General features: G+C 70.9%; 12 protein-coding genes and 1 riboswitch. Of the genes, 3 read left to right on the top strand and 9 right to left on the bottom strand.

Annotation, left to right across the window (positions count from 1 at the left end; genetic code table 11):
- Window positions 1-19: 19 nt before the first annotated feature.
- From ACWC94_RS00860 to ACWC94_RS00850, 3 genes are all read right to left on the bottom strand, one after another.
- Complete coding sequence (locus ACWC94_RS00860) at window positions 20-3160, bottom strand: S1 family peptidase (RefSeq protein ID WP_450794185.1); 3141 nt, start codon at window positions 3158-3160, stop codon at window positions 20-22.
- 16 nt (window positions 3161-3176) lie between these two features.
- A complete protein-coding gene (locus ACWC94_RS00855; protein WP_450794184.1) occupies window positions 3177-3530 on the bottom strand; it encodes a trypco2 family protein in 354 nt (117 codons plus the stop codon).
- An 83-nt stretch (window positions 3531-3613) separates the two neighbouring features.
- Window positions 3614-4285: a class I SAM-dependent methyltransferase gene (locus tag ACWC94_RS00850; protein ID WP_450794593.1), complete on the bottom strand. Its 672-nt coding sequence runs from the start codon at window positions 4283-4285 to the stop codon at window positions 3614-3616.
- A gap of 169 nt (window positions 4286-4454) precedes the next feature.
- Here ACWC94_RS00850 and ACWC94_RS00845 point away from each other — a divergent pair, with 169 nt between their 5' ends.
- A complete protein-coding gene (locus tag ACWC94_RS00845) occupies window positions 4455-5024 on the top strand; it encodes a hypothetical protein (RefSeq protein WP_450794183.1) in 570 nt (189 codons plus the stop codon).
- A gap of 6 nt (window positions 5025-5030) precedes the next feature.
- On the opposite strand, the gene ACWC94_RS00840 is transcribed toward ACWC94_RS00845, so the two are convergent.
- Window positions 5031-6593, bottom strand: coding sequence for a carboxylesterase/lipase family protein (locus tag ACWC94_RS00840; RefSeq protein WP_450794182.1), 1563 nt, complete (start codon window positions 6591-6593; stop codon window positions 5031-5033).
- Between the two features lie 69 nt (window positions 6594-6662).
- Window positions 6663-7787: an NADH:flavin oxidoreductase gene (locus tag ACWC94_RS00835; RefSeq protein WP_450794181.1), complete on the bottom strand. Its 1125-nt coding sequence runs from the start codon at window positions 7785-7787 to the stop codon at window positions 6663-6665.
- Between the two features lie 268 nt (window positions 7788-8055).
- Between ACWC94_RS00835 and ACWC94_RS00830 the strand changes: the two genes are divergently transcribed.
- Window positions 8056-9402 carry an MFS transporter gene (locus ACWC94_RS00830; RefSeq protein WP_450794180.1) on the top strand — a complete coding sequence of 449 codons (1347 nt, stop codon included), beginning with the start codon at window positions 8056-8058 and terminating at the stop codon, window positions 9400-9402.
- A 38-nt stretch (window positions 9403-9440) separates the two neighbouring features.
- On the opposite strand, the gene groL is transcribed toward ACWC94_RS00830, so the two are convergent.
- The 4 genes from groL to thrC form a co-directional block, all read right to left on the bottom strand.
- Complete coding sequence (gene groL / locus ACWC94_RS00825) at window positions 9441-11063, bottom strand: chaperonin GroEL (protein WP_361477751.1); 1623 nt, start codon at window positions 11061-11063, stop codon at window positions 9441-9443.
- A gap of 346 nt (window positions 11064-11409) precedes the next feature.
- A complete protein-coding gene (locus ACWC94_RS00820; RefSeq protein ID WP_004929928.1) occupies window positions 11410-11613 on the bottom strand; it encodes a cold-shock protein in 204 nt (67 codons plus the stop codon).
- A 431-nt stretch (window positions 11614-12044) separates the two neighbouring features.
- A complete protein-coding gene (locus tag ACWC94_RS00815) occupies window positions 12045-12320 on the bottom strand; it encodes a MoaD/ThiS family protein (RefSeq protein WP_450794179.1) in 276 nt (91 codons plus the stop codon).
- Window positions 12317-13600, bottom strand: coding sequence for a threonine synthase (thrC, locus tag ACWC94_RS00810; RefSeq protein ID WP_450794178.1), 1284 nt, complete (start codon window positions 13598-13600; stop codon window positions 12317-12319). Before thrC ends, ACWC94_RS00815 begins: the two co-directional genes overlap by 4 nt.
- 17 nt (window positions 13601-13617) lie before the next feature.
- A riboswitch (SAM riboswitch) is annotated at window positions 13618-13760 on the bottom strand.
- 170 nt (window positions 13761-13930) lie between these two features.
- Between thrC and ACWC94_RS00805 the strand changes: the two genes are divergently transcribed.
- Window positions 13931-14875: a glucosyl-3-phosphoglycerate synthase gene (locus tag ACWC94_RS00805; RefSeq protein ID WP_450794592.1), complete on the top strand. Its 945-nt coding sequence runs from the start codon at window positions 13931-13933 to the stop codon at window positions 14873-14875.
- Window positions 14876-14921 lie beyond the last annotated feature (46 nt).

The raw sequence follows: 14921 nt of genomic DNA, 5'->3' as shown, positions 1-14921 counted from the left end.
CCGACGACATCGCGCCATGTCACCCTGTCGGGCGCCCCGGCTGCCTCAGCTTGATCCAGCCGCCCAGCGTCCGAGGCGCCCGCAGGGCGGCCATGACGTTCGTGTCCGGGCGCGGTGCCCCCTGCAGGCCGTGGCTGAGCACAAGGGCGAAGCCCCCGCGCCGGTGGATCTCAGCCGCGATGGCGTCCTCCAAGCCGATCGACCACGTCTCCACGCCCGTCGTGATGTACAACTCGTCGCCCACGACACGCGCCAGCGGCGAAGCACCGTCCGGGACCACCCGCACGGGCCCGCCCGCTTCGAACGGCGCGAGCTTCGCAAGCGGGGTGTGCAGGGTCGGCGCCGCCAGGCGCCAGCCGCCCGAAGCGTCCCGTTCCAGGCACACCTGCTCCAGGGACGGATTGACGACGACCACCGTCACGGCCTGGGGAGTGCCGTGCCCGGCCACAAGGGCCGCGGTCGCCCAGGTGATCGTGCTTCCGGAGACGAAATTGATGAGCGCCGAGTCGTTCCAGCCCGGATAGCGGCAGATACCGAAGTGGTACAGCCCGGCGGTCGTGCTCGGGTGCATCTCGTCCACGTGCAGCGCCGGGATCCCGTCGCCCAGGGGATGGCCGCAGTCCATGCAGTCACCCGCCCACAGGCAGGTCATGATCTTTCGGACTTCGTCCTCGCCCAACCGGTCCCAGGTGCCGTGGTCGACAGCCAACGCGCGAAGACCGGACGACTCCGCCTCCGCCCGGTCGATGACGCGCCAGGGAAGTTCCCCTCCTTCCTCGACGAACTTCTCCTCCCAGCTCCGCCCGCCGTCCAGGTCTCCCAGAGCCATGGACGCGACGGCAGCGGTCAGCACACTGCCCGTGTTTCCTGTCAGCAAGGCGTCCTTGCGTGCCTCCTGATAGGCCCGGCCGATGAACGTGTTCGCGCGTTCCCCGTCGTCGCGGCAGAGCAGCACACCGGCGTATGCCAGCGCGGCCAGAGGATGATCACCCTCTGCGGCCCTGCGAAGCGCTTCGATGGACTCGTCCTCACGCCAGTCCTCGCGCAGGAACTGGGCGTAGCGGAACGCGCTGCCGGAATCCCCGCGCTCGCTGCCCTCACGCCACCATCTGACCGCCTCCTCCTCGTCACCGAGCGCGCTCGCCACCTCTCCCAGCGCTCCCAGTGACGCGAGGCACCCCGCGTCCGCCGCGGCACGGAAGTACGCGTGGGCTCCCGGCAGATCGTCGGCGCGCATGCGCAGGCAGCCCATGTTGTGCCCGGCTGTTCCGTCCCCCGCGTTCGCCGCCCTGGTCCACCAGCTCTCGGCCTCGGCCGTCCTCCCCAGCCGAAGCTGGACCCCGCCCAAGTTGACCATCGCGTTCAGGTCGCCGGCCTCGGCCGGGGCGGTCAGGACCGTCACCGCCACGTCCAGCCGGTCGGCGGCCACTGCCGTCATCCAGACCAGTTCCCAGTCGGAACCCCCGGCCAGCGCCGCGGCCGCGCTCCACACCATGTCGGGGACTCCGTCACGTCCCGACCGCCGCGCCTTCGCGGAGACCAGGTAGTCGAAGGCCCGCCAGCGGTCGGAGCCCGCCGGGATCAGGGGGCTGGTGACGCCGAGCATGACCTGGGTGGCCCACGCCCAGGCGTCCTCCATCGGCTCCGGCCTCAGCGCGGCTCCGCCCATCTGTTCCAGGTAGTACTCGTGCAGACGGACGAGCGCTTCGCGTTCCACAGCCGCCCGCAGGCCCGTCCGAGCCAGGTCGACCGCCGCGGCCACCAGGGCCGCGCCCCGCGGATTGCCGTTGACCTCCGCGGCCTCCTGCCACAGATTCCACAGCTGTGGTCCGGCGGCCAGATACTCGGCCACCCCGTGCACCGAGTCGGCGGCCAGCGCGTGTCTGAGGCGCGGGTCGGCATCCTGTCGCTCCGCAGCCCGGCCGCGCTCGGCCTCGCTCCACACGCGGCCGAGGCTGATGCGCGCGGCGCGGCGGACGACACGCGCCGACGAGTACGGCGCCTGGGTGCCGGCCGTACCGAGCGCGGCCGGACTTCCGGCGACCACGGCCCGGTGGTACTCGGACCGCATGGTGGCGAGCACCACGCACCTGACGTCTTCGAGTTCGTCCAACAGCCGCGGCGTGAGGCCGTCCGGCCGCAGGTACATCTGCAGATCGTCCAGCCACACAACGCATCGTCCGCTCTGCCGGGCTGCGGAAGCGGCCGCGTCGGCCAAGTCCGCGTCCGGGTCCGGACGGCACACCGACCAGCCGTCCAGCTCGGCCCGGGTCGCCTCGAACAACGAACGTGTCTTCCCGGCCGCCGAATCACCGGTGACCAGCAGGAGGCCGCCCTTGCCGGCCAGCAGCCGGAGCCTGCCGCGGAGTTCCTGGTCGATGTCGCGTGGCACGTAGTCGACCACTTCGGGCAGACCGGCCGCCTCGGGCACACGGTGGCAGCCCAGAGCTATGGGGTCCGCAACCGAGATCGGCTCCCACTTGAGGTGGTCAGCGGCGGGTGGGGGAACGGATCCGACCGGCGTCAGCGAGGGCCGGGCCCCGGTGTACCGCTCCACGAGTCCGCCGAACCCGGTGTCGTCCAGGAGCCGTTGCACGGGCACAGCCTCCACCCGCCCGTGCGCCCAGGCCACCGGGTCACCGCACACCACTCCGACGAGGAAGTCGCGGGCGAAGAGGGCAGCGCCCGACATACCGGACCACGGTGAGGGTCCATCGCCTGGTGAGGGCGCGCCATGGACGCTGTCCAGTACATACCTGCCCCGCATGAGCGATGACCCGGGCTTGAGGGTGCCCACGAGTTGCTCCGTATCGGGACCGCCACCGAGACGAGCGGCGTGCGGATAGCCGATGGCCTGGCATGCCGGCAGCGGTTCGAGCGTGTCGATGCCTCCCCACACCACGCGGGTGAAACCACGGGCGATCCCTTCCTCGACCAGGTCGGCGTCCGCGAGCAGCAATGCGGCGTCGGCATGCTCGTCGCGGCGCTGCCACACGACCGTGCACGGCTGCGGCCCCGTACCTCCGGGTACGGCCGCCAAGGGTTTCCTCGTGCCGAGCAGATGGGCCGCGGTCAGTACGAGGCGGCTGGACAACAGGTAGCCACTGCCCTGGCGATCGGCGGAGACCAGCGCCACACGGTGCTTGACGAGAGACGACATGGGTTCGCCGATCCGGTCAACCACCCGCCCCCGGACGGAACGCGCTCAGGTCGGACAGTGCGTCGTTGCCGATCTCCACCGTCCCGTTCGCCGACCCCGCGTCCTTGGGGCGCAAGGTCAGGGCTACGCGATGGGTACGCCTTCTGCTCACGCCGCCCTCGCCGTCCCCCGACACCACCCAGGCCTTGAATCCCGCCCTGGCCCGGGCCTCGGCACGCAGCTCCACCTCGAACTCCATGGACACCTCCTGGACTTCGAACGAGATCCGCTCCGTGTCCGCGGCAGCCGCAGCTGCCACGAGTTCGTCCCTCAGGACCCGAACCGCCGACGTCAACTCGATATCGCTCAAGGCCGCCCCCTCGTCCAGCACGTGATCACATTCTGCCTCGTGCACCACCTGCCCGGCAGCCGCTGGTGCGCCATGGACGCCGGTTCATCACCCACAGGCCGGATTCAGCGCGTGGGCGCCGGACCGGCAGGAGCGCGCCAGACCAGCGTGTAGCGCCAGAAGAGCCGACGCCGCAGCCGAGCGCCGGGAAGGAGGCGGCGGGCCTCATGGGCGATCTCGGCGAAGGACATCTCGGGGTCGCGGACCGGCGCCGTCATGGAGACCGGCCGTTCGGACACCGCCCGCCCCCGGTTCTTCACCCAACCCACCAGCGGGTTGACCGCTACGGAGACGAGTCCGAGCAGGTGATCGACGGCCCGCGCGTCCCGCGCACACCCCACGACGACCAGTGTGCCGTCCGGCGCCAGCTCCTTCTGAAGCCGGCCGAGGGTCTCGGTGAAGGGAAGGTGGTGCAGTACGGCGACACAGGTGATGACGTCGTACGGCCCGGCGGGAAGGTCGTGCGGCGCGCAGGCCCGGGTGTAGGTGACAGGGACGTCCGCGCCCGTCAGCTCCCGCGCCCTGTCGAGGATCCCGTCGTCGGCGTCCACCCCGACGACCGACTCCGCACGCCGCGCCAGCACCCGGACCAGGTCCCCGCTGCCGCAGCCCACGTCCAGGGCGGTACCGACGCGTCGGGGCAACTGCCGCAGCAGCCACGGGTGGAAGTGGGCGTTGTGATCCCAGGGGTGAGCGGCGTTGAAGCGCTGCAGCACATCGATCAGTCGCGTCGGCAACACGGACCCATCCTAGGACCGCCCGAAACCCGAGCCCCGAACGCCAAGCGCCGAAGGACGGCCGCCGGCCACAGTCCCCCTCCTGCCCGTGGGGCGCTACCGTCGAGCTGCCGCCGCCGGTCGGCATCACACTGGACACGGAGAAACTGAAGGACTAGGCGGACCGATCATGAACCACGCCCAGCTCGCCGCTCTCGGACGGGCCCTCCGGTTGCTCGGGGAGCACGGGGAGGCGGTGACCGCCGATACGCCGGACGCCCGGTTGCACGAGATCAAGGCAGACCTGCGCAGGGCACTCGATCTGCTGGACGAGAGCGTCGCCTCCAGCGCGCCGAGCACCCGGTGCGCCGAGCATCCACAAGGGCCCGTCGACGAGAGCGCGCCCGACCTGTGTCTGCTCTGCGAGACCCGGCGGCGCGCGGCCCGGCGGTCGGAGTTCCAGGGCCGGCCGGGTCCGGCGCAGCCGGTGCCCACCGCGCCCTCCCGGTACGGCGTGCGCGCCGACCGGCCCCAGCCGCAGCAGCGCTGGCTGCCGGAGGCGTGGAACGGGCAGGAGTGGCAGCTGTGCGGGACTCCGAGGAGGGACCGGCGGGAGGCCGAGGCGTATCTCGCCGCCCAGCGGCGCGGATCACGGCCGGCGATGGCGTACCGGCTCGTGCACGAGTTCACCGACTACGAGGTGCTGCGGGTGTGGGGCACACCCGTGCACGTCGACATCGAGCCCATGGGCAATCTGTAGCCGTCGTCAGCCGAGCAGGGGCGAGGGCAGGAAGTCGTACCCCTCCCAGATCAGCCTGCTGCGCTCCTCCGGGTACGGGCCCGTCGTCGGTTCCCTGTCCAGGATCTGCACCAGGCGGGAGTCCGGGTCGTAGGCCGGCCAGCCCGGGTCGCCCGTGCGTGCGAACGACGTCCAGGCGCCCCGCATGAACGCGGAGAGGCGCTCCGCCTCCGGTGTGGGTCTGCCGCCGGGGAAGACGAGGCCGCCCAGGTCCGCACCGTACGTGCCGAAGAGCAGCGGGATGTCCAGGGCGTGGCAGGCACCCAGCAGGCCTCCGCCACCGGGGGCCGGCCAGGTCAGTTCGTAGACGTGGGCACGGCCGCCGCCCGTGTGCTGGGCCTCCGCGAGCCGCAGGCTCGGCAACGCGAACAGCCAGTCCGTCTGGACGCGTTCGAAGAGCTGCTCCGGGGTGGCGCCGGGGAACGCCGTCCGGTAGGCCTTCTCCCCCGCCTCGCCGCCCGGCGCGTACAGCCGCAGGGTCGCTTTCGCCAGGTCGTCCGTGATCTTGCCGTGCAGGCCGGCCGTGATCAGGAACAGCCGGTACTCGTCGCGGTTGTGGCCGACGAGCAGCTCCACCTCCCGCGCGGCCCCGGAGGCCAGGGCCTGCCAGGGGGTGCGCGGGAGGACCTCGCCGTCGACGACCGGGGCGAAGGGGACGGTGGTGGGGGCCACCTGACCCCACCGGGCGGCGTGGGCGGGCATCCTGGTGCCCAGCGCCGCCCCCGCTTCGGCGAGCCGCCCCGGGTCCACCGCCGCCAGGTCGGCCGCCGTGGGCTCCCGGCCCGCCTCCGCCGCCAGGGCCGCCGCGATGTCGCGGGCCAGGTCGGCGGAGAAGAACGTGCCGGGCACGCTCTGGGCCACCGCCCGCCGGAACAGGCCCCGGGCCCGGGGCATCGCCAGCAGTGAGGCGATGGAGCCGGCGCCCGCCGACTCGCCGAAGACCGTGACCTCGGCGGGGTCGCCGCCGAACGCGGCGATGTTCTCCTGCACCCATTCCAGGGCCGCCACCTGGTCCAGCAGGCCGCGGTTGGCGGGTGCGCCGTCCCAGAGGGCGAAACCCTCCATGCCGAGGCGGTAGTTGAAGGTGACGACCACGACGTCGCCTTCGCGGGCCAGGTGCTGCGCGTCGTAGCCGGGCTGGCCGGCGTGGCCCAGTTTGAACGCGCCGCCGTAGATCCAGACCATCACCGGGCGGGCGGCGGACGGGTCCGGGCCGGGGGTCCACACGTTGACCGTGAGCCACCCCTCGTCCTGCGCGGTGGGCGGGAGGGCCGCGCGGGCCAGCAGGCCGGGCTCCTGCGGGGGCGGCGGGCCGAACGCGTACGCCTCCCGGGTGCCGTCCCAGGAGCGGGGCGGGCGCGGGGCCCGGAAGCGGGCCGCGCCGACGGGGGGTTCGGCGAAGGGGATGCCCCGGAACACCGACAGGCCCTGCTCGGTGCGGCCGCGCACCGCGCCGGAGGCGGTGCGCACCACGGGGCCGTCGGTGTCCGGGGCGCCGGTCTCCCGGGCCTGCGACTCACTCGTCGTCATGCTCGCTCCTCACTGGTCATCCCAGGAACGTACGACAGCGCCCGCAAGTGCCCGGCCGGGTACGGGGATTCAGCTGAGCGTCTTCAGCGAGGCCGCGTCGTACGGCGCCAGCTCGTCGAAGCGGTCGGAGAGGACCTTGGCCGCCCACTCGGGGTCCTGGAGCAGCGCGCGGCCCACGGCGACCATGTCGAACTCGTCGGACTCCAGACGGTCGAGGAGGTTGTCGATGCTCTTGACCGGGGAGCCCTCGCCCTGGAAGGCGTTGACGAAGTCGCCGTCGAGGCCGACCGAGCCGACGCTGATGACCTGCTTGCCGGTGAGCTTCTTCGTCCAGCCGGCCAGGTTCAGGTCCGAACCGTCGAACTCCGGCACCCAGTAGCGGCGGGTGGAGGCGTGGAAGACGTCGACGCCGGCCGCGGCGAGCGGGGTCAGGATGGCCTCCAGCTCCTCGGGGGTCTCGGCGAGCCGGGCGGTGTAGTCCTGCTGCTTCCACTGCGAGTAGCGGAAGATGACCGGGAAGTCGGCCGAGACCGCCTCGCGTACCGCCGCCACGATCTCCGCGGAGAACTTCGTACGGGCCACCGGGTCGCCGCCGTAGGCATCCGTGCGCCGGTTGGTGCCCTCCCACAGGAACTGGTCGAGGAGGTAGCCGTGGGCGCCGTGGAGCTCCACGCCGTCGAAGCCGATGCGCTCGGCGTCGGCGGCGGCACGGGCGAACGCGCCGATCACGTCGTCCAGGTCCTTCTGGGTCATCGCCTTGCCGGTCCGCTCGGCACCCGCGGTGACCAGGCCGGAGGGGCCGACGGCCGGGGCGTCCGGGAACGGGGCGTCGCCCTGGTTGCGGACCATGCCGATGTGCCACAGCTGCGGCACGATGGTGCCGCCCGCCGCGTGCACGTCCTCGGCGACCCTGGCCCAGCCCGCGAGCTGCTCCTCGCCGTGGAACCGGGGCACGCGGTCGCTCTGCCCGGCCGACTCGTGGCCGACGTACGTCCCCTCGGTGACGATCAGCCCGACGCCGGCGGCGGCGCGGCGGGCGTAGTAGGAGCGCACGTCCTCGCCGGGGATGCCGCCCGGGGAGAACATACGGGTCATCGGCGCCATCACGATCCGGTTCGGAACGGTGAGACCGTTGAGCGCTATCGGGCGGGACAGGATCTGGGCCGCGCGGGAGGCGGGAGTCGTGACGGTCACGGGAGGGCTCCTCGAGAGCAGGACTTAACCGGCTGGTATGTGCATGCGCATTGTTGCACCAACTGAAGCAACACCCTATGAGTCGGCGCACATTCCCCGACCGGACCCACCCGAGCGTGACCCCGGACACATCGACCAGGTCTGTCCACATCAAGCATCTTGATATCGAGATAATGCGTCGGCAAGGACAGTGGGACGGTGGGAACGGGGGCCGGCCATGCGACGGGTCAGGCGGGACAGGGACGGCGGGACCGGCGGACACGGACTGATGGCGCAACTGCGACGGCCTCCCGGCGGGCGGGACGCGCGGTTGATGCTGCTCGCGCAGTGCGTGGACCGGACCGGAACCGGGGTGTGGGCCGCGGCCTGCGTGCTGTACTTCACCTTCGTGAGCGGGCTGGACGCGGGCCGGCTCGGGCTGCTGCTGGGGGTGGGCGCGGTCGCGGGGATCGCCGGGTCACCGCTGGCCGGACGCGCCGCCGAACGGCTGCCCGTGCGGGACCTGCTGATCGCCTGTCACCTGCTGCGCCTGGCGACGATGGTCCTGCTGCTGGTCGCCGACGGCCTCGCCACCCTGCTGCCCGTGGTCGCCCTCACCAGCCTGGGGGAGCGGGCGGCCAAGACGCTGGAGATGCTCTTCGCCACCCGGGTCGCGGGTGAGCGGCGGACCACCTACCAGGCGCTGTCCCGCAGCGTGGCCAACGCCGGTTACGCCGTCGGCGCGGGCATCGCCGCACTCGGCCTCGGCGTGGGCACCCCGAACGCCTACCGCGCGCTGATCATGGCCAACGCGCTCTCCTACGTCCTGGCCGCCGCGCTGGTCTGGCGGACCCGGGAGCCGGCGGGCCACGGCCTGGTCGTGGCGCACGGCGACCACGGCCGGTCAAGCGGCGACAGCACCCCTGACGGACCGAACGGACCCGGCAGGCCGGCCGGACAGCCCCCCGCCCCCACCCCCTGGCGTGACCCCGGCTACCTGCTGTTCGTCCTCCTCGACATCCCGATGAACCTGGACGACTCCGTTCTCGGCGTCGGGCTGCCGCTGTGGCTGGTGCACCACACCAGCGCGCCGCACGCGGTCGTCCCCACGTTCCTGGTGGTCAACACCGTGCTCGTGGTGGTCCTGCAACTCCGGGTCTCGGCATGGGCCGAAGGCCCGCGCCGGGCGGCGGCGGCAGTGGGCTGGTACGGCATGACGCTGCTCGCCTGCTGCCTCGTGCTGGCGACCGCCACCGGCGGCGGAGCCTGGTCGGCCTCACTCGCCATGCTCGTGGCGGCGGTGCTGGTCACCGTCGCCGAACTGCTGCGCTCGGTGAGTTCCTGGGAGCTGGCGGTCGTCCTGGCGCCGCCGCGTGCCCGGGCTTCCTATCTGGGCGTGGCCGGGATGGCGCAGTCGGTGCAGAAGTCGGTGGGACCCCTGCTGCTGACCGGTGCGGTGATGACGGCCGGTCCTGCGGGCTGGCTGGCGCTCGGTGCGGCCGTCACCGGGCTGGGTGCGGTGCAGCGGCAGGCCAGCCTGCGGCGCCTGACGGCCCTCGCCGCGCCCGCCACCGGCTCCCGGACACGCCCGAGGGCGGCACCCCCTGCCACTGACAGGGAGTGCCGCCCTCGGTAAGGACGTTGATCAACCAGAGGCCGAAGCCCCGGGGCCGATCAGAAGTCCATGTCACCGCCCGGCATGCCGCCGCCGGCCGGCGCGGCGGCCTTCTCCGGCTTGTCGGCGATGACGGCCTCGGTGGTGAGGAACAGCGCGGCGATGGAGGCGGCGTTCTGCAGCGCGGAACGGGTCACCTTCGCCGGGTCGATGATGCCCTCGGCGACCAGGTCGACGTACTCGCCGGTCGCGGCGTTCAAGCCGTGGCCCGGGGTCAGGTTGCGCACCTTCTCCACCACGACACCGCCCTCGAGGCCGGCGTTGACGGCGATCTGCTTCAGCGGGGCCTCGAGCGCGATGCGCACGGCGTTGGCGCCGGTCGCCTCGTCACCCTCGAGCTCCAGCTTCTCGAAGACCTGGGAGGCCTGCAGCAGGGCCACGCCACCACCGGCGACGATGCCCTCCTCGACGGCGGCCTTGGCGTTGCGGACGGCGTCCTCGATGCGGTGCTTGCGCTCCTTGAGCTCCACCTCGGTGGCGGCACCGGCCTTGATGACCGCGACACCGCCGGCGAGCTTCGCCAGGCGCTCCTGCAGCTTCTCGCGGTCGTAGTCCGAGTCGCTGTTCTCGATCTCGGCGCGGATCTGGTTCACGCGGCCGTTGACCTGGTCGGAGGAGCCGGCACCGTCGACGATGGTGGTCTCGTCCTTGGTGATGACGACCTTGCGGGCGCGGCCCAGGAGGTCCAGGGTCGCGTTCTCCAGCTTGAGGCCGACCTCCTCGGAGATGACCTCGCCGCCCGTGAGGATGGCGATGTCGCCGAGCATGGCCTTGCGGCGGTCGCCGAAGCCCGGGGCCTTGACGGCGACGGACTTGAAGGTGCCGCGGATCTTGTTGACGACCAGGGTCGACAGGGCCTCGCCCTCGACGTCCTCGGCGATGATCAGCAGCGGCTTGCCCGACTGCATGACCTTCTCCAGGAGCGGGAGCAGGTCCTTGACGGAGCTGATCTTGGAGTTGGCGATGAGGATGTACGGGTCCTCGAGCGACGCCTCCATGCGCTCCATGTCGGTCGCGAAGTAGGCGGAGATGTAGCCCTTGTCGAAGCGCATGCCCTCGGTGAGCTCGAGCTCCAGGCCGAAGGTGTTGCTCTCCTCGACGGTGATGACGCCTTCCTTGCCGACCTTGTCCATGGCCTCGGCGATCAGCTCGCCGATCTGGGTGTCGGCGGCGGAGATGGACGCGGTGGAGGCGATCTGCTCCTTGGTCTCGACGTCCTTCGCCTGCTCCAGCAGGGCGGCGGAGACGGCCTCGACGGCCTTCTCGATACCGCGCTTCAGGGCCATCGGGTTGGCACCGGCGGCGACGTTGCGCAGGCCTTCCTTGACCAGGGCCTGGGCGAGCACGGTCGCGGTGGTCGTACCGTCACCGGCGACGTCGTCCGTCTTCTTGGCGACTTCCTTGACCAGCTCGGCGCCGATCTTCTCGTACGGGTCCTCGAGCTCGATCTCCTTGGCGATGGAGACACCATCGTTGGTGATCGTGGGGGCGCCCCACTTCTTCTCGAGGACGACGTTGCGGCCCTTGGGGCCGAGCGTCACCTTGACGGCGTCCGCGAGCTGGTTCATGCCGCGCTCGAGGCCGCGCCGCGCCTCCTCGTCGAACGCGATGATCTTGGCCATGTGAAGTGGTCCCTCCAGGACTGGGGGTGATTCCTTCGGACCGCGCCCGCGCCCGCGACGGACGGCTCGCCGGCCGCGTGGTTCCTTGCCCCACTTGGCCTGCGGGCCTCACCGACCCGGTCCTTCTTTGTCACTCTCACCTTCAGAGTGCTAACGCCAATGATTAGCACTCGGCATGCCCGAGTGCAAGGCGCACCCGCGAAGCGGGTTCGTTGAGGGGTGGTGGTCGGGTGGCGGGCGGGAGCAAGCGGCTCGGCGGGATCGGCCCGGGGCGAAGGGGGGCAGTCCGGACACGGCGAAGGGCCCGCACCCTGTGCGAGGTGCGGGCCCTTCGTGCGAAAGACGTTCAGGCGCTGAGGCGGACCATGTCGGCCTGCGGGCCCTTCTGGCCCTGCGAGATCTCGAACTCCACCCGCTGGCCCTCTTCCAGGGTGCGGTAGCCGTCCATCTGAATGGCGCTGTAGTGGACGAAGACGTCCGCACCACCGTCGACCGCGATGAAGCCGTACCCCTTCTCCGCGTTGAACCACTTGACGGTGCCCTGAGCCATGCCTAACTCCCCTATTACTGGCCCTTGCACAGATCCACACTTCGCGGATCCGGGTCAGACCTCACCCCCCATTGGTCGGGGGCGTGCGCCGGAACGCGTCGACCGCGGCTGAATGTATCTGTCCAACTGCCGTCTGCAACAGGTCAATCGGACGAGAATTCTGGACGTGAACGGTCCGAAATGTGGTGAGAATTCACCTGACTTCGGGGCAAGTCGGGCCCCGTAAAGGTTACAAAAGCCGCATAAAACCCCCGCACTTTGGCTGCTTCTTGCGGGGTGCGCGGCATGAAATCCAGGGCTTACGACCCGGAGGCCGTGCCCAGGTTCCCCAACTGTACCGCGCTCAATCACGCAGAATTGCCCCCTCCGCTTCTCTCACGGAGGAGGCAATTCCATGAACAATCGGTAACTGAAGTTACCCAAGGTAACGATCAGCCGCCGGCGACCGCCGGAATGATGGAGACACCGGCCCCGTCCGGGGTGGCGGTCTCAAGGCCCCGCTCGAAGCGGACGTCGTCGTCGTTGACGTAGACGTTCACGAACCGGCGCAGCTTGCCCTGGTCGTCCAGGACACGGGCGGCGATCCCGGTGTGGTTCTTCTCCAGGTCCTCGATGACCTCGGCGAGGGTCGCCCCCTCGGCGGCGACCTCGGCCTGCCCGCCGGTGTAGGTGCGCAGGATGGTGGGGATGCGAACGGTCACGCTCATGCGAGGCCAGCCTCTCGGAAAGAGTCCAGGTTGGGGCGGATGGTGGCGGTGAGGCCGGTCCCGGCCACCGCGTCGAGGGTCTTCAGGCCGTCACCGGTGTTGAGGACGACCGTGGTCTTCGCCGGATCCAGGAGGCCGTCCTTGAGCAGCTTGCGGGTGACGCCGACGGTCACACCGCCCGCCGTCTCCGCGAAGATGCCCTCGGTGCGGGCCAGCAGCTTGATCGCGTCGACGACTTCCTCGTCCGTGACGTCCTCCACGGCACCGCCGGTGCGCCGGGCGATGTCCAGGACGTAGGGGCCGTCGGCCGGGTTGCCGATGGCGAGGGACTTGGCGATGGTGTTCGGCTTCTGGGGCCGTACGACGTCGTGGCCGGCCTTGAAGGCGGTCGACACCGGGGAGCAGCCCTCGGCCTGCGCGCCGAAGATCCTGTACGGCCTGTCCTCGACCAGACCGAGCTTGATCAGCTCCTGCAGACCCTTGTCGATCTTCGTGAGCTGGGAGCCGGAGGCGATCGGGACGACGATCTGGTCGGGCAGCCGCCAGCCGAGCTGCTCGCAGATCTCGTACGCGAGGGTCTTGGAGCCCTCCGCGTAGTACGGCCGCAGGTTGACGTTGACGAAACCCCAGCCCTCGCCGGCCGGGTCGCCGATCAGCTCGGAGCAGAAGCGGTTCACGTCGTCGTAGTTGCCCTCGATGCCCACCAGCTCGCCGCCGTAGACCGCGGCCATGACGACCTTGCCCTGCTCCAGGTCGTGCGGGATGAACACGCAGGAGCGGAACCCGGCCCGGGCCGCGGCGGCGCCGACGGCACCGGCCAGGTTGCCGGTGGAGGAGCAGGAGAGCGTGGTGAAGCCGAAGGCGCGGGCGGCCTCCAGGGCCTGGGCGACGACGCGGTCCTTGAAGGAGTGGGTCGGGTTGCCGGAGTCGTCCTTGACGAACAGGCCGCCGGTGACGCCGAGTTCGGCGGCGAGGTTGTCGGCCTTGACGAGCTCGGTCCAGCCCGGGTTCAGGTTCGGCTTGCCGGCCACATCGGCCGGGACGGGCAGCAGCGGCGCGTAACGCCAGATGTTCGCGGGGCCGGCCTCGATACGGCGGCGCAGCTCTTCGGTGTCGTAGCCGGAGAAGTCGTAGGCGATCTCCAGCGGGCCGAAACACTCCTCGCAGGCGAACACCGGGCCGAGCGGGACGCGGTGACCGCACTCGCGACAGCTCAGGGCCGCGGCGGGACCGAGGTCGACGGTGGAACTGCTGGTGCTTGCAACTGTCTGCACAGCCATGGAGGCGAGGCCCTTTCTCCTCATCTTCCTCACGACGCACCTCGCCGTGAGACGGATTTGGCACCTTCCCTAGCCGGGAGCCTCGCTGGAGAACGAGAAACCGGCTGGAGGGTTGCCGGGGCTTCATCGGGCCGTGTCCCTCTGCCCCTCTGGATGAGCGGTATGCAGTTGTTGAACTCATTGAACGCGGAACGACCCCCGACATGCGATGGTCACCGGCGTTGTTCAAGACTGTAACCGACGGCCAGGACAGTTGAGATAGTCGTCCAAAGCGCGAGATGGATCACACGGCTCACCCGTGTGGTCACGAACAGTGAGGAGTCGCAGACCGTGCTGGAAGAAGTCGAGCGCTGGCTGGCCACCCGCTCCTGGTCCGTGACCGATCGCCCTCTCCACCGGATCCTGTCCGCCAAACAGCGCACGGGCCAGACGATCAGCGTCGTCCTGCCCGCCCTCAACGAGGAGGAGACGGTCGGCGACATCGTCGCGGTCATCCGTCACGACCTCGTGGAGCAGGTGCCGCTCGTCGACGAGATCGTCGTCGTCGACTCCGGCTCCACCGACCGCACCTCCGAGGTCGCCGCCGCCGCGGGCGCCCGGGTCGTTCACCGCGACGAGATCCTGCCCCGCGTCCCCGCCGTCCCCGGAAAGGGTGAAGTGCTGTGGCGCTCCCTGCTGGTGACCGGCGGGGACATCCTCTGTTTCATCGACGCCGACCTGAAGGAGTTCTCCTCCGACTTCGTCTCCGGGATCGTCGGCCCGCTGCTCACCGAGCCGGACGTGGACCTGGTCAAGGCGATGTACGACCGTCCGCTCGCCGGGTCCGCCGGGCAGGGCGGCCGGGTCACCGAGCTGATGGCCCGCCCCCTGCTGAACATGCACTGGCCGCAGCTGGCCGGTTTCGTGCAGCCGCTCGGCGGGGAGTACGCGGCCCGCCGCTCGCTCCTGGAGCAGCTGCCGTTCCCCGTCGGCTACGGCGTGGAGCTGGGCATGCTGGTGGACGCGCTGCACCTGGTGGGTCTGGACGCGCTGGCCCAGGTCGATGTCGGGGTCCGCAAACACCGGCACCAGGACGGGCAGGCGCTGGGCCGGATGGCGGCGGCGATCTACCGCACGGCCCAGCTCCGGCTGGCCCGGGGGCATCTGATCCGGCCGTCGCTGACCCAGTTCGAGCGGGGCGAGGACGGCTTCGAACCGCGCACCTACTCGGTGGACACCGAGGAACGGCCACCGATGGTGGAGATCGCGGAGTACCCCGAACGCAAGGTGGCCTGAGGCCGGATGTGGCCGGGGTTCGTATACGGCCGCGTCACGGGGCGTA

The sequence above is a fragment of the Streptomyces sp. NPDC001135 genome (genome assembly GCF_053598395.1).
This window is presented reverse-complemented; position numbering and strand designations above follow the sequence as displayed.

Coding starts and splice junctions, on each gene's coding strand:
- ACWC94_RS00860 (WP_450794185.1), bottom strand. CDS start 3,160: ATGTCGTCTCTCGTCAAGCACCGTGTGGCGCTGGTCTCCGCCGATCGC.
- ACWC94_RS00845 (WP_450794183.1), top strand. CDS start 4,455: ATGAACCACGCCCAGCTCGCCGCTCTCGGACGGGCCCTCCGGTTGCTC.
- ACWC94_RS00840 (WP_450794182.1), bottom strand. CDS start 6,593: ATGACGACGAGTGAGTCGCAGGCCCGGGAGACCGGCGCCCCGGACACC.
- ACWC94_RS00830 (WP_450794180.1), top strand. CDS start 8,056: ATGGCGCAACTGCGACGGCCTCCCGGCGGGCGGGACGCGCGGTTGATG.
- groL (WP_361477751.1), bottom strand. CDS start 11,063: ATGGCCAAGATCATCGCGTTCGACGAGGAGGCGCGGCGCGGCCTCGAG.
- ACWC94_RS00820 (WP_004929928.1), bottom strand. CDS start 11,613: ATGGCTCAGGGCACCGTCAAGTGGTTCAACGCGGAGAAGGGGTACGGC.
- ACWC94_RS00815 (WP_450794179.1), bottom strand. CDS start 12,320: ATGAGCGTGACCGTTCGCATCCCCACCATCCTGCGCACCTACACCGGC.
- thrC (WP_450794178.1), bottom strand. CDS start 13,600: ATGGCTGTGCAGACAGTTGCAAGCACCAGCAGTTCCACCGTCGACCTC.